Here is a 13,996-nt window from a genome sequence, read left to right as displayed (position 1 = left end):
TTCCAGGATGAAGCAAGAAGAAAACCCAAGCAATTGTTAACATTTTTGCATCGGTACTATCTCGTGCTATCTAGACTACGCGCTGATTTTGGCATTATCTTTGAACGTGACCCAGCCGCCCGTAACTGGCTAGAGGTCTTATTTTGCTACCCCGGTTTGCAAGCCCTAATATTCCATCGGCTGGCGCACTGGCTGCATAGTATTGGTATTCCATTTTTACCCCGCTTGATTTCCCATATAGGTAGGTTTTTCACAGGAGTGGAAATACACCCAGGGGCGACAATTGGCCAAGGTGTGTTTATTGACCACGGTATGGGGGTTGTGATTGGTGAAACAGCTATAGTCGGGGATTATGCCCTGATTTATCAAGGTGTCACCTTGGGAGGAACTGGTAAACAAACAGGTAAACGCCACCCCACCCTAGGGGAAAATGTGGTAGTGGGCGCAGGAGCCAAAGTATTAGGAAATATCCAAATTGGTAATAATGTCCGCATTGGTGCGGGTTCAGTGGTTCTCAGGGACGTTCCCAGTGATTGCACAGTGGTGGGGGTACCGGGTCGCATTGTTTATCGTTCCGGGGTGCGAGTTGCTCCCCTAGAACATAACAACTTACCAGACTCGGAAGCCCAAGTAATTCGCGCCTTGGTAGATCGGATTTCATCATTAGAAACAGAAATCCAAAACCTCAAAGATGGTCAGTCTGTGACAAAAACTCATGTTTTGGCGGTTTCTCTGCTCTCCAATCCCGATGATTTACCCCCCGATGCGCCCTTGTGTAGCCTCAGAGACAAAGAAATACAGCAATTTCTCGATGGTGCCGGAATCTAAGGGTTAAGTTCTTCAACTAACCAGTTTTTCTCTCCATCTAGGCGGTAAATTCGCCGGTTTTGTGGTTCCCCACGCAATTGTAAATGCTCTACCTCCACAGGTTCAAGTAGTAGTAGGTAAAAATTCCCTACCGGTTGGGTGGGATCAGGTGCTGGTGGGTTAAAGGCCTCTGGTTGATCTATCCTGGGTTTACCCGGATGAGGCCAAGCAAATTGTAACCGCGCCCCATCGCTTAGTTGTTGCCAAGTTTTCATCCGCGCTTGTTGGAGGAGAGAATTATTATCCTCACTTCCCACTATCTTTAAGCACCCAGAAAGGCGAAATTGTTCCCTGGTGTTGGGGAAGTACCAACAAATTTCTGCCCAAGGTTGTTGTTTAATGTGGGTGATTTTGTCACTGCGTCCATCAGTAATTAATTTTACCTGGTTACTATCTTCCAAAAAGCCACGAAAAACCACGGTACGATTTGCAGGGCGACCATTTTCTTTCACTGTGGCTAGTTGGAAGTAACGAGAGTATACAAGGCTGCGATTGTGATGCAGTCCACGGGCGATCGCACTGCGCCAAGGAGCAATATTACTCATTGCTTAAAAATTTCTCCACACAACGCACAAATATTTCTACACCCATGGCTAAGGCTGTTTCATCAAAATCAAATCGGGGATGATGATGGGGATAATCCAGATTTTTCTGGGGGTTAGCAGCACCCAGGAAGAAATAACAGCCAGGAACTTCTTGTAAAAAGAATGACATATCCTCACCGCCCATGGTTTGACAGGTGGGGACAATACCTAAAGGGGTTTCTACTACCGCCGCTGCTACTGACCTGACTAGTTCCGCCATATGAGCATCATTAATCACGGGGGGGTAAAGACTCCAGTATTCTAAATCATATTTTGCCCCATGACTTTGGCAAACCCCGGCAATGATTGACTCAACTCGCTGGTGAAAGAATCCGGCTAAATCTGGGTTAAAATACCTGATAGTACCACTCATGCGGGCGGTATCAGCAATTACATTAAGTTTTGTCCCGGCGTGAAGTTCTCCCACTGTGACGACGGCGGAATCTATAGGGTTGACGTTCCGGGCGACAATGGTTTGTAGGGCATTGACAACTTGGGCTGCAACTACAATAGAATCAATGGTTTGATGGGGCATGGCACCATGTCCACCTTGACCTAAAATGGTACAATTAAAACATTCTACAGATGCCATTAACGCCCCTGGGCGCACTCCTACTGTACCTAATGGTAAATTATTCCATAGGTGCAGGCCAATGATGGCATCTACATCGGGGTTTTTGAGTACCCCCTGTTTAATCATCGGTTTGGCTCCCCCGGTCCTTCCTCCGCAGGTTGGAAGATGATTTTGACAGTGCCACTCAAGTTGTGGCGGTGCTTGTGTAAGTGGTAAGCTGTACCCAGGGCGATCGCCGTATGTCCATCATGTCCGCAAGCGTGCATCACGCCGTCATGTTGGGATTTATAGCTGACATCATTTAGTTCTTGAATGGGTAAAGCGTCCATATCAGCACGAATGGCTAATACTTTCTGTGCGCCGGGTTGATTACCCTTAATTATGGCTACAATACCAGTTTCCGCTATACCTGTCTCATGGTCAATCCCCCATGCTTGCAACTTGCGAGAAACTAACTGTGCTGTGAGTCGTTCTTGAAAGCCCAACTCTGGTTTTTGATGTAGTTGTCTGCGCCATTCTACTAGTTGGGGTTGTAAGGCGCGAATTTCTAGACGAACAGCAGATAAATCAACAGCAGAATCGGGAAAACTAGAAACCATAATTAATCAAGTCCAGGTCGTTTGAGTAAGGTTAAATGAAGATATTTTCCCAGTGTACTCTTGGTTAAAAAGTTCAAGTTGCATAAAACTGGAAACTCTCAGAGCCAAATTCCTAATTACCTCAATCTTTCCCACTGGAGAGTTGAGGCTACATGGGCAAGTTGATCTAAATCTGCTAAATTATCTAAGTAAGGTAAACAACCTAAAACCGGTGTATTAGTTAAAGATTGAATTAAATCTGATGGCGTTAAATCAGCAATTTCCCCCTCATTCCGGGGTTGCACACAGTTAAGAATTATACCTTTGAGATGTACCTTTGATTGCCGAGCTAATGCTACATTAGCCACAGCTTGGGCGATCGCACCTAGTCGGACTGGTACTACTAAGACTGTAGGTAAGTGCCAATCACCGGCTAAATCAGCCACGGTCAACTCATCGGTAATCGGTGAACCTAAACCCCCTAAAGCCTCTACGAAAACAAAATCACGCTGCGATCGCAATTGAGTGAAAGCTTGCCATACTAAGGCTAAATCCACAGAGCGATTTTCCTTGGCGGCAGCGATGGGGGGGGCTAGAGGAGCGTTAAAATATAAAGGGGTAATTTCCTCCGATGACTGCTGTAAAGAAAATAACCTTTGATATAATTCGCGATCGCCCGTACCTGACTGAATGGGTTTCATGATTCCCCAAGTACGCTGGGGGTAATACTTTTGGTAATAAGCCGCCAAAGCCGTAGTTAAAACAGTTTTGCCAGCGTCGGTATCAGTACCAGTAATCAATAATGTGTTTAACAATGTGTTTAACAATCTCTTCGGCGATTACTTTCTAAATATGCACATATCAGCACAATTGTAATATATTCTCTACCCTAGTCACACCTAAACATTTTTGGGGTGATTTACGATCCAAAATTTCCTCACCCAGTTTATAATTTTCCAGCTAGTATCATAAGAGTATGCCATAAATATTTTACCTTCCCGCAAGAAATTATGAGCCAGTGTTGCTGCATCTGTTCTGACAATGGTTTATCCATCAACAAGACTGCCATATCTGCCACAAGTAAATATATTGAGAAATGTTTAAAGTTTGTATGAAAGCTTAAGAAAAACTCACAGAAGTTTTTTTACCGCATGAGAGTTAAATCTACTAAATATCTAATGATAATATTGCCATGAATGCACATCGAGGATCTGCTGTGCTCAGTTCTGCCAGTTTAAAGGTACAACCAGATATCACAGGGGTGACAGAAAATCATCGCCTGCGACTATTTTCTGGCTCTGCTAATGTACCACTGTCTCAAGAAGTCGCTCGTTACCTGGGGATGGACTTGGGGCCAATGATTCGTAAAAGGTTCGCGGATGGGGAACTATATGTTCAAATTCAAGAATCTATCCGGGGTTGTGATGTTTATTTAATCCAACCAACTTGTAAACCCGTTAACGACAACTTAATGGAATTGCTGATTATGGTTGATGCTTGTCGTCGCGCTTCCGCACGACAGATAACCGCAGTCATTCCCTATTATGGCTATGCTCGCGCTGACCGCAAAACCGCAGGTAGAGAGTCAATTACAGCCAAATTGGTGGCTAACCTGATTACTAAAGCCGGCGCTAGTCGGGTTTTAGCTATGGATTTGCACTCAGCGCAAATTCAAGGCTATTTTGACATACCTTTTGATCATGTTTACGGTTCCCCAGTCATTTTTGATTATTTGGCGAGTAAACAACTGTCAGATATTGTGGTTGTCTCTCCCGATGTCGGCGGTGTAGCAAGAGCCAGAGCATTTGCTAAAAAGCTCAATGATGCACCCCTGGCTATTATCGATAAACGTCGTCAAGCCCATAATGTCGCTGAAGTGATGAATGTCATTGGTGATGTGAAGGGTAAAACAGCCATTCTGGTAGATGACATGATTGATACTGGCGGTACAATTACCGAAGGCGCACGACTACTGCGGGAACGGGGGGCGCGTCAAGTCTATGCTTGTGCAACTCATGCGGTGTTTTCCCCACCAGCTAAGGAACGTTTATCTAGTGGTCTGTTTGAAGAAGTGATAGTTACTAATACTATTCCTATACCAGAATGCGATCGCTTTCCTCAACTAGTAACCCTGTCAGTAGCTAACCTGTTAGGGGAAACCATTTGGCGAATTCATGAAGATACTTCAGTAAGTAGTATGTTTCGCTAGTATACGGTTACAATTTGGTATCAAAAAAAGGTGAAGTAGGAAGTATGATTTTTTCAGCCTTCAGACTTCATTTTTTATTAGTTTCTTCAGTGGGAAAGATCCCCGACAAGTCGGTTATCTTGCGTCAACCGTCAACAGTCAACCGTCAACCGTCAACCGTCAACCGTCAACCGTCAACCGTCAACCGTATTCATTCAATTGATGTCCCCGGGGAAACCTCAATCAATCCATATAATTCTCAATGCGATCGCGTTTCTATCCCCACTGTTCTAGTGGGAAAGATCCCCGACTTCTCTAAGAAGTCGGGGATCTTGTCCTAGGTTTCCATTCAAATAATGTCCCCAGCGAGTGGGGACTTAACCTTCCCGCCGGTTCCGTTCTCCATGAAATTGTTTCCATTCAAATAATGTCCCCAGCGAGTGGGGACGCTCACAGTGTGTCGTGCGGTTGACCCCAATAGTGTACGTTTCCATTCAAATAATGTCCCCAGCGAGTGGGGACATACTAGGTGCTCTTGCCTTAGTGGTTGCAGTACTTTTTAGGTTTCCATTCAAATAATGTCCCCAGCGAGTGGGGACTCTACCGTGTCCACTCAACAGACCCCAGGGTCTTTGTTTCCATTCAAATAATGTCCCCAGCGAGTGGGGACGTCTCTAATTTTGTCCAGCCCAACAAAATCAGCTTTTCTGTTTCCATTCAAATAATGTCCCCAGCGAGTGGGGACCTACCTACATCCCAAAGCCTTATTTCGTACCTACAGCCAGAGGCTAAGTTTCCATTCAAATAATGTCCCCAGCGAGTGGGGACGATTTGGTGTTATATCTATACCTGATAGGTCTACTAGGTTTCCATTCAAATAATGTCCCCAGCGAGTGGGGACGAGCTTGAGGAGGAGTACCAGGTGTTCTTGGAAAGTTTCCATTCAAATAATGTCCCCAGCGAGTGGGGACTTAATTGGGAGTGTGGAATGTTCTTTTCTGCAACACTGCCTTTCTTGTTTCCATTCAAATAATGTCCCCAGCGAGTGGGGACTAGGGGAACTTGGACTCCAGGAAGTGGTAATGAATTGTTTCCATTCAAATAATGTCCCCAGCGAGTGGGGACTAAGCTGTCGAAAATCTTCTTGTCATTTGGGATACCGTTTCCATTCAAATAATGTCCCCAGCGAGTGGGGACAAGATGGAATTGGTCATGACCAAAGGCTCCCTATGGTTTCCATTCAAATAATGTCCCCAGCGAGTGGGGACCTAGCCAAGTTGCTTGGCTTGAGGGCATTCCAGTGTACCTTAGGTTTCCATTCAAATAATGTCCCCAGCGAGTGGGGACACAGAAGTTTCTACAACTTTCCCAGAACTCGGTTTCTGTTTCCATTCAAATAATGTCCCCAGCGAGTGGGGACAGCATTTATTACAGTTCCTGCCAAGGAACGGATCCAGTTTCCATTCAAATAATGTCCCCAGCGAGTGGGGACAGTCCTTATATCTCTGGGTAGATGGTGCCCGTATGTCGTTTCCATTCAAATAATGTCCCCAGCGAGTGGGGACTGCTTAATTCACTGGGCCTCTCTAAAAGGTCTGGAAAGTTTCCATTCAAATAATGTCCCCAGCGAGTGGGGACGACCCCAGCCAGAAAATTAGGCTTGGCTATCTTAGTCGTGTTTCCATTCAAATAATGTCCCCAGCGAGTGGGGACTTACTGCGAAACGGAGCAGGAGAGAGAGGAACAGATAGTTTCCATTCAAATAATGTCCCCAGCGAGTGGGGACACCCTCTCTAAAAGGTCTGGAAACTGCCTGGAAGGAAGTGTTTCCATTCAAATAATGTCCCCAGCGAGTGGGGACACCAGTACGTACTTGGAGAAGAGACTTCAGTTGTCAGGTTTCCATTCAAATAATGTCCCCAGCGAGTGGGGACCCCTGCATTCTAAACCATTACCCTGTAAGAAGTCTAGAGGCAGTTTCCGAGGTTCAGAAAAAGCGGTGGCTGAAATGGACTTTACCCCAGTTTGTCAAAGGCTGAAACCCTTATACAGCAAGGAACCGAGGGTCAAAACATTAGAATCGCTATTTCAGCTATTTTGATTGAACCTCGGTAATAGTTAACTGGTGCATTAAAACAGCACTTAGGCAATGTTAAAGGCAATGCTCTTAACCTTTGACCCGTCAACCGCCAACAGTCAACCGTCAACAGTTTGTCAAAGGCTGAAAGCCTTATACAGCAAGCGACCGAGGTTAATCGGCACTCGTCAGATTGAGGATGTCAAAACATTAGAATCGCTATTTCAGCTATTTTGATTGAACCTCGGTAATAGTTAACTGGTGCATTATAACAGCCATTAGGCAATGTTAAAGGCAATGCTCTTAACCTTTGACCCGTCAACAGTCAACAGTCAACCGTCAACAGTTTGTCAAAAGCTGAAACCCTTATACAGCAAGTGACCGAGGTTAATCGGCACTCGTCAGATTGAGGATGTCAAAACATTAGAATCGCTATTTCAGCTATTTTGATTGAACCTCGGTAATAGTTAACTGGTGCATTAAAACAGCCATTAGGCAATGTTAAAGGCAATGCTCTTAACCTTTGACCCGTCAACAGTCAACCGTCAACCGTCATAGCACTTATAATCAAATCAACCTATACGTAAACTTTTATGACTAAATGGTTTAATACCGCTGGCCCTTGTCAACCGGATATACACTATACCCTACCGACCAGTGAACGGTTACCAGAGTTAAAACGCCTGATTGCGCAGCGCAATTACTTTGTTATCCATGCACCCAGACAAACCGGTAAAACCACTGCCATGCTTACCCTAGCAGAGGAATTAACAGCCAGTGGTAAATATACCGCTGTGTTACTGTCCTTAGAAGTGGGCGCAGTATTTCCCCATGATCCTGGAACTGCTGAACGAGCAATTTTAGATGAGTGGAAACAGTCGGTTAAATTTCGCCTACCAGCTAACCTACAGCCCACTACATGGACAGAAGTGGGTACTGGTTCCCAAATAGGCACATTTTTAAGCACTTGGGCGGCTGACTCACCCTTACCCCTGGTGGTATTCTTAGATGAAATTGACGCTTTAAGTGATGAAACCTTAATTTCTGTACTGCGACAATTACGCTCCGGTTATCCCAATCGCCCCCAAGGTTTCCCCCAATGCGTAGCCTTAATTGGGATGCGGGATGTCCGGGATTATAAGGTAGCTTCCGGTGGTAGTGATAGATTAAATACCTCTAGCCCTTTTAATATCAAGGTAGAGTCTTTAACTTTAAGTAATTTTACTCTAGAAGATATTACTAAATTATACGAACAACACACTCAATCCACAGGTCAAATCTTTACCCCCGAAGCCATTAACCACGCCTACTATTTAACCCAAGGTCAACCTTGGTTAGTCAATGCGATCGCCCGTCAGGTTACAGAGTATTTAGCAGAAGATACCAATATCCCCATCACGGTAGATTTAATCAATCAAGCTAAAGATATACTAATTCAAAGGCAGGACACCCATTTAGATAGTTTAGCCGAGCGACTGCGGGAAGATAGAGTTAAGGCGATTCTTCAACCCATGTTAGCCGGTGAAGAGTTAGGCAATGTTCCTGATGATGATTTACGCTATGTACTAGATTTAGGTTTATGTAAACGGGATAGGGGTGGTGGTCTGGAAATTGCTAATCCTATCTATAGAGAGGTATTCCCCAAAACTTTAGCGAATGTCACAATTGCTTCCTTAACATCTGTTCAACCCAGTTGGTTAACACCCACTGGTAAACTCGATGCAATAGCATTGTTAGAGTCTTTTTTAGACTTTTGGCGACAACACGGGGAACCCTTATTTAAAAGTACCCCTTATCCAGAAATTGCGCCCCACTTAGTATTAATGGCATTTTTACACCGGGTGGTTAATGGTGGGGGTAGCTTAGAGCGGGAATACGCCATAGGCTCCGGGAGGATGGATATATGTTTAAGGTATGGGGATGTGGTCTTAGGGATGGAATTAAAGGTATGGAAGCAGGGTAAACCCGACCCATTGCAGCAAGGATTGGTACAATTAGATAAGTATTTATCAGGTTTAAATTTAGATACAGGATGGTTAGTAATATTTGACCGTCGCCCCGATTTAGCACCAATAAGCGATCGCACTACCACGGAAATAGCCCTGAGTCCTCAAGGGAGAAATATTACAGTTATTCGGGGGTAGGTTTGGATTTGTTGACGGTTGACTGTTGACGGTGGTCGGTGAGCGGAGTCGATAGCGATAGCGTGGCGTTAGCCATACCGTTGACGGTTGACTGTTGACTGTTGACTGGGAAGATGTGTGACAATCAACAGTCATTAGCTGGGGAATGAATTCCCCGGCTAATAGCGAAAGTCTACTGAAAGTGGACTCTTGGGTTGACAAATCTTTATATTGAGCGCAAACGGGGCTTAATCATTAATTCGTTTCCATTCAATTGATGTCCCCAGGGAAACATCAATCAATCCATATAATTCTCAATGCGATCGCGTTTCTCTTCTCACTGTTCTAGTGGGAAAGATCCCCGACTTCTCTAAGAAGTCGGGGATCTTGTCCTAGGTTTCCATTCAAATAATGTCCCCAGCGAGTGGGGACAAAATCATGACATACAAAGAATTGCAAGCAGCTCTAAAGTTTCCATTCAAATAATGTCCCCAGCGAGTGGGGACTACCAAACAATGAGTGCTTGGGGATACTTTGGGGCTTGTTTCCATTCAAATAATGTCCCCAGCGAGTGGGGACCTATGATTATTGATAGACTCTTGTCTATTAAAGTCATAGAGTTTCCATTCAAATAATGTCCCCAGCGAGTGGGGACGATCCGAGTTTCTTGGTCCTATCGTTTGCAACACCAGTTTCCATTCAAATAATGTCCCCAGCGAGTGGGGACACCGAAGAAATTGACGCGCCTATAGTGTCTCTGTCCTTCGGGGCAGTTTCCATTCAAATAATGTCCCCAGCGAGTGGGGACGAGTATACGGCGGACTCCACGCCGCTTTTAAAAGAGTGGGTTTCCATTCAAATAATGTCCCCAGCGAGTGGGGACTGAAGCATTTTCGCTGAATGATTTATCAACACACGAATAGTTTCCATTCAAATAATGTCCCCAGCGAGTGGGGACGAAAACGAGTCAAACGGGTCTGAAAAAATGAAACAGTTTCCATTCAAATAATGTCCCCAGCGAGTGGGGACGGGGACAACGTACGCGAGTTGAGATCACATTGACTTCTACTGAAGTTGTTTCCATTCAAATAATGTCCCCAGCGAGTGGGGACTTCCGGCGAATGGTTGTCTGGTTTTAAATCACTAGCTTTGTTTCCATTCAAATAATGTCCCCAGCGAGTGGGGACCTGCATCTGCATGGAAAGACTTAGCTAAGAAAGCGTTTCCATTCAAATAATGTCCCCAGCGAGTGGGGACCCTGCAGTTCTGGACTGGCCGGTACAAATTCACCATGCCTCGTTTCCATTCAAATAATGTCCCCAGCGAGTGGGGACACTACGGCGCTGACATATGGTTATACCACCGCGACTGTGAGTTTCCATTCAAATAATGTCCCCAGCGAGTGGGGACTTTAATCCTGACACCAAACAAGCAGCTCAACAGTATTTGGTTTCCATTCAAATAATGTCCCCAGCGAGTGGGGACTTATAGAAAAAGGGCTGGAAAGTTTTTGTAATAATGTTTCCATTCAAATAATGTCCCCAGCGAGTGGGGACAGAAGAGATTATTCTTCAAATGCTCGCAGACATTGAGTTTCCATTCAAATAATGTCCCCAGCGAGTGGGGACACTATAAATAAATTAATAAATTGTCGAAACACCTCCTTTGTTTCCATTCAAATAATGTCCCCAGCGAGTGGGGACAAAAAGAAACAGTCGAGGTTGAGTTGTACCAAGATCCCGGTTTCCATTCAAATAATGTCCCCAGCGAGTGGGGACGCAGAATCCAAGACCGTATAAATGCAGCATCTACGGTTGGTTTCCATTCAAATAATGTCCCCAGCGAGTGGGGACGCCGCTGCTGTATTAGGGCTGTATGACTCTTTCCTCAAGGTTTCCATTCAAATAATGTCCCCAGCGAGTGGGGACCAATTTAATCTCCTTTCCTCCTTGGGAGTAAATGATGTTTCCATTCAAATAATGTCCCCAGCGAGTGGGGACAACGGCTTTTCGGTCTTCCTCAAGCTTGTAAAAGAGGGTTTCCATTCAAATAATGTCCCCAGCGAGTGGGGACAACACAAGGGGTAGCAGATGCATCGTACTTCCGCATATCGTTTCCATTCAAATAATGTCCCCAGCGAGTGGGGACCCCTGCATTCTAAACCATTACCCTGCAAGAAGTCTAGAGGCAGTTTCCGAGGTTCAGAAAAAGCGATGGCTGAAATGGACTTTACCCCAGTCTATCAAAAGCTGAAACCCTTATACAGCAAGGAACCGAGGGTCAAAACATTAGAATCGCTATTTCAGCTATTTTGATTGAACCTCGGTAATAGTTAACTGGTGCATTAAAACAGCCATTAGGCAATGTTAAAGGCAATGCTCTTAACCTTTGACCCGTCAACAGTCAACCGTCAACCGTCAACAGTTTGTCAAAAGCTGAAACCGTTATACAGCAAGGAACCGAGGTTAATCGGCACTCGTCAGATTGACGATGTCAAAACATTAGAATCACTATTTCAGCTATTTTGATTGAACCTCGGTAATAGTTAACTGGTGCATTAAAACAGCCATTAGGCAATGTTAAAGGCAATGCTCTTAACCTTTGACCCGTCAACAGTCAACAGTTTGTCAAAAGCTGAAACCCTTATACAGCAAGGAACCGAGGGTCAAAACATTAGAATCGCTATTTCAGCTATTTTGATTGAACCTCGGTAATAGTTAACTGGTGCATTAAAACAGCCATTAGGCAATGTTAAAGGCAATGCTCTTAACCTTTGACCCGTCAACAGTCAACAGTTTGTCAAAAGCTGAAACCGTTATACAGCAAGGAACCGAGGTTAATCGGCACTCGTCAGATTGAGGATGTCAAAACATTAGAATCGCTATTTCAGCTATTTTGATTGAACCTCGGTAATAGTTAACTGGTGCATTAAAACAGCCATTAGGCAATGTTAAAGGCAATGCTCTTAACCTTTGACCCGTCAACAGTCAACCGTCAACCGCCAACCGTCAACCGTCAACCGTCAACCGTCAACCGTCAACCGTCACCCGTCAACAGTTTATACAGCAAGCGACCGAGGTTAATCGGCACTCGTCAGATTGAGGATGTCAAAAGGCCAGAATCAACGTTTCAGCGATTTTACCTGAACTACCGCCACGCCCGGGGAGCCATTGGTAAAATCAAATAATCACGGAACTGGGGGGTTTAATCACCGGTACACCCACACCCCAAGTTTCTACTTGAGATAAAGTATGTCGAGACAGGGGATAAAACCTGATGTTATCCTCCTCTAACTTGATAATTTTCCTTAACCTCCGCTGTAAGTCTTGGTATTGCTGGGTATTTAACTGACATTCAAATACAGAATACTGTACACGCTGTCCATAACCCTCCAACAAATCAGCTACTTTTTTCCGCCGTTTATCCTCCGGGATGTCGTAAGCAATGACATATAAAAACATGGTTAAGAGGGAAGGGGGTAAATATCAAAAACACCTCTAATCGATACGATATGGTTGATAACAGTGACTGGGGTTATAAACAAACTGCTTAAAAGCCCGCACCTGCTGAGTTAATAAGTCCCACTTAGGTTGTTTAATTCCCTCATCGGTTTGAATTTCCGCAGTCATACGCTGAACAAAAGCCCGTAAAAACTTCTTTCTCCCGGAATTATTTAAATAACAGCCTCCATTTTTAAACTCAAAATCATCTCCAGCATCAACAATATGGCGATTAATTAACCACAGCACCAGAGAATCTACCAAAGGGGCGCGAAATTCTTCAATTAAATCGGAAGCCAAAGCCGCATGACCATCATGTCCCTGATGTAAACACCCATAATAGGGGTCAAGTCCTTGAATTTCAATTAACGCTAACAAGTGATTCCACAATACCTGATAACCAAAACTCAACATGGCGTTGACGGGGTTTCCCGGTGGACGACGACTACGACCGGAGAAAATAAAATCAGGATGAGTCAAGCAGTCACTAAATGCGGTGAAGTATTGTGCAGCACCAGCACCCTCTAGACCCATTAACTTTTCCCATGTATCAGCCTTTACCGCCTCCTGGGCTAGATAGTCTAAACTTTGTAATACTGTTTCCAACACCTCCGACTCTTTTGTTTTTTTGTGTCGTCGCAACAATACGCGGCTATTTTTTAACTTTCCCTGGATAATCGCCCTAGCGGTAATTAACTTGTCTACAGGGGATAACTGCTGTTGATAACGTGACAGCTGGCGATATCCCCGGGAAATAGGTAAAATTCTGCCATAGCAATATCCCATGCGGGATAAATAACCAATGGGGATATCTCGCGATAAACAAGCTCGAATAGCTTGAGTTGTCACCTGAGAATAACCAAAAATCAAAATTTGTTCTAAGAGAGGTAACTGTACTTCCCCATAGGAGGTTTCGCCCTGCTTGACAATTAAACTTTCTTGTTGTAAGCAAACATAGCAATTTTGCTCTGAAACATAAAGAGTTTGCATCAGCTGTGACAGTTGATTTTTTTGTGGTGGGAATAGGGAAAAGGTGACAAATTGGTGTGTAGTTGATTAGACTCAGAAACGTTTTAACTTAGACTCACCCCTAGAACCATGTTGAGAGTGCTCAGAAAACATTAATTCTGCTTTTTGTTCTGGTTGTAACCACAAAACCACCCTATCGGCCCCGGTACAAACTATATAAGTAGAGAGGGTTACCAGTAAAGTATTTATCATTACTGCTGCTAAACCCAGGGGTGCAATCAGCAAAATCACTAAAGTAATACTCCCATTCACAACAGACACGGAAACATTTTTCACCGTAGCAGAACGCCGAGAAATATACATAATTTTCACCGACTGAATGGATGATATTGACTACCATAGTCTGAAAAAGGGAGAAATACGACAAAAAGATGCTAAATTAGAATCTTATGTATATCTGCTAGAAATCAGCATTGACAATACTTACAGTCAATGTTTAAGAGAGTTATGAATATTTTGTTTTTATACTCAGATTG

13 protein-coding genes, 1 pseudogene and 2 CRISPR repeat arrays are annotated in these 13,996 nt (G+C 44.3%); of the genes and pseudogenes, 7 read left to right on the top strand and 7 right to left on the bottom strand.

What is annotated here, in order from left to right; translation table 11 throughout:
* The first annotated feature begins 63 nt into the window (after positions 1-63).
* The gene (cysE, locus tag AC6IZ0_RS18875) at positions 64-828 is read left to right on the top strand and encodes a serine O-acetyltransferase (RefSeq protein WP_497724380.1); all 765 of its coding nucleotides are present in this window, start codon (positions 64-66) and stop codon (positions 826-828) included.
* On the opposite strand, the gene AC6IZ0_RS18870 is transcribed toward cysE, so the two are convergent.
* The 3 genes and pseudogenes from AC6IZ0_RS18870 to bioD form a co-directional block, all read right to left on the bottom strand.
* Positions 825-1,412: an Npun_F5749 family FMN-dependent PPOX-type flavoprotein gene (locus AC6IZ0_RS18870; protein WP_497724379.1), complete on the bottom strand. Its 588-nt coding sequence runs from the start codon at positions 1,410-1,412 to the stop codon at positions 825-827. The two genes, cysE and AC6IZ0_RS18870, sit on opposite strands and share 4 nt — an antisense overlap.
* A pseudogene (locus AC6IZ0_RS18865) lies at positions 1,405-2,624 on the bottom strand (M20 metallopeptidase family protein). The gene AC6IZ0_RS18870 and the pseudogene AC6IZ0_RS18865 overlap by 8 nt, the downstream one beginning before the upstream one ends.
* Before the next feature lie 116 nt (positions 2,625-2,740).
* Entirely contained in the window at positions 2,741-3,418 is a 678-nt protein-coding gene (gene bioD / locus AC6IZ0_RS18860; protein WP_497724378.1) for a dethiobiotin synthase, read from the bottom strand.
* Positions 3,419-3,795: 377 nt separating this feature from the next.
* Between bioD and AC6IZ0_RS18855 the strand changes: the two genes are divergently transcribed.
* From AC6IZ0_RS18855 to AC6IZ0_RS18840, 4 genes are all read left to right on the top strand, one after another.
* On the top strand, positions 3,796-4,812 hold the full coding sequence (locus tag AC6IZ0_RS18855) for a ribose-phosphate pyrophosphokinase (protein WP_497724377.1): 1,017 nt from the start codon (positions 3,796-3,798) through the stop codon (positions 4,810-4,812).
* 89 nt (positions 4,813-4,901) lie between these two features.
* Entirely contained in the window at positions 4,902-5,132 is a 231-nt protein-coding gene (locus AC6IZ0_RS18850) for a hypothetical protein (RefSeq protein ID WP_497724376.1), read from the top strand.
* Positions 5,133-6,725: direct repeats of the CRISPR family, unit length 36 nt; unit sequence GTTTCCATTCAAATAATGTCCCCAGCGAGTGGGGAC.
* Between the two features lie 215 nt (positions 6,726-6,940).
* Complete coding sequence (locus AC6IZ0_RS18845) at positions 6,941-7,105, top strand: hypothetical protein (RefSeq protein ID WP_497724375.1); 165 nt, start codon at positions 6,941-6,943, stop codon at positions 7,103-7,105.
* A 356-nt stretch (positions 7,106-7,461) separates the two neighbouring features.
* Positions 7,462-9,012, top strand: coding sequence for an ATP-binding protein (locus AC6IZ0_RS18840; protein WP_497724374.1), 1,551 nt, complete (start codon positions 7,462-7,464; stop codon positions 9,010-9,012).
* Here AC6IZ0_RS18840 and AC6IZ0_RS18835 read toward each other — a convergent pair.
* Positions 8,999-9,136, bottom strand: coding sequence for a hypothetical protein (locus AC6IZ0_RS18835; RefSeq protein ID WP_497724373.1), 138 nt, complete (start codon positions 9,134-9,136; stop codon positions 8,999-9,001). The genes AC6IZ0_RS18840 and AC6IZ0_RS18835 overlap by 14 nt on opposite strands.
* A 251-nt stretch (positions 9,137-9,387) precedes the next feature.
* A CRISPR array of direct repeats spans positions 9,388-11,139; the repeat unit is 36 nt; unit sequence GTTTCCATTCAAATAATGTCCCCAGCGAGTGGGGAC.
* A gap of 215 nt (positions 11,140-11,354) precedes the next feature.
* On the opposite strand from AC6IZ0_RS18835, the gene AC6IZ0_RS18830 reads away from it, so the two are divergent.
* Both AC6IZ0_RS18830 and AC6IZ0_RS18825 read left to right on the top strand, forming a co-directional pair.
* On the top strand, positions 11,355-11,519 hold the full coding sequence (locus AC6IZ0_RS18830) for a hypothetical protein (protein WP_497724372.1): 165 nt from the start codon (positions 11,355-11,357) through the stop codon (positions 11,517-11,519).
* 419 nt (positions 11,520-11,938) lie between these two features.
* Entirely contained in the window at positions 11,939-12,178 is a 240-nt protein-coding gene (locus AC6IZ0_RS18825) for a hypothetical protein (protein ID WP_497724371.1), read from the top strand.
* Here AC6IZ0_RS18825 and cas2 read toward each other — a convergent pair.
* The 3 genes from cas2 to csx18 all read right to left on the bottom strand — a co-directional run bounded on the left by cas2 (position 12,171) and on the right by csx18 (position 13,823).
* Positions 12,171-12,452, bottom strand: coding sequence for a CRISPR-associated endonuclease Cas2, Ssr7093 family (gene cas2, locus AC6IZ0_RS18820; protein WP_497724370.1), 282 nt, complete (start codon positions 12,450-12,452; stop codon positions 12,171-12,173). The genes AC6IZ0_RS18825 and cas2 overlap by 8 nt on opposite strands.
* Positions 12,453-12,488: 36 nt before the next feature.
* A complete protein-coding gene (locus tag AC6IZ0_RS18815) occupies positions 12,489-13,481 on the bottom strand; it encodes a CRISPR-associated endonuclease Cas1, Slr7092 subtype (RefSeq protein ID WP_271734224.1) in 993 nt (330 codons plus the stop codon).
* Positions 13,482-13,553: 72 nt separating this feature from the next.
* Complete coding sequence (csx18, locus tag AC6IZ0_RS18810; protein WP_271734225.1) at positions 13,554-13,823, bottom strand: CRISPR-associated protein Csx18; 270 nt, start codon at positions 13,821-13,823, stop codon at positions 13,554-13,556.
* Positions 13,824-13,996: the final 173 nt, after the last annotated feature.

This window comes from Anabaenopsis sp. NIES-4685, from assembly GCF_059725405.1.
Note: the sequence above shows the minus strand (reverse complement) of the source record. Positions and strands in the feature narration are given on the sequence as shown.

What these genes read in the sequence shown, in the direction of transcription:
- AC6IZ0_RS18855 (WP_497724377.1), top strand. Translation starts at nt 3,796, where the DNA reads ATGAATGCACATCGAGGATCTGCTGTGCTCAGTTCTGCCAGTTTAAAG.
- AC6IZ0_RS18845 (WP_497724375.1), top strand. Translation starts at nt 6,941, where the DNA reads ATGTTAAAGGCAATGCTCTTAACCTTTGACCCGTCAACCGCCAACAGT.
- AC6IZ0_RS18830 (WP_497724372.1), top strand. Translation starts at nt 11,355, where the DNA reads ATGTTAAAGGCAATGCTCTTAACCTTTGACCCGTCAACAGTCAACCGT.
- AC6IZ0_RS18815 (WP_271734224.1), bottom strand. Translation starts at nt 13,481, where the DNA reads ATGCAAACTCTTTATGTTTCAGAGCAAAATTGCTATGTTTGCTTACAA.
- AC6IZ0_RS18870 (WP_497724379.1), bottom strand. Translation starts at nt 1,412, where the DNA reads ATGAGTAATATTGCTCCTTGGCGCAGTGCGATCGCCCGTGGACTGCAT.
- csx18 (WP_271734225.1), bottom strand. Translation starts at nt 13,823, where the DNA reads ATGTATATTTCTCGGCGTTCTGCTACGGTGAAAAATGTTTCCGTGTCT.
- AC6IZ0_RS18825 (WP_497724371.1), top strand. Translation starts at nt 11,939, where the DNA reads ATGTTAAAGGCAATGCTCTTAACCTTTGACCCGTCAACAGTCAACCGT.
- AC6IZ0_RS18840 (WP_497724374.1), top strand. Translation starts at nt 7,462, where the DNA reads ATGACTAAATGGTTTAATACCGCTGGCCCTTGTCAACCGGATATACAC.
- cas2 (WP_497724370.1), bottom strand. Translation starts at nt 12,452, where the DNA reads ATGTTTTTATATGTCATTGCTTACGACATCCCGGAGGATAAACGGCGG.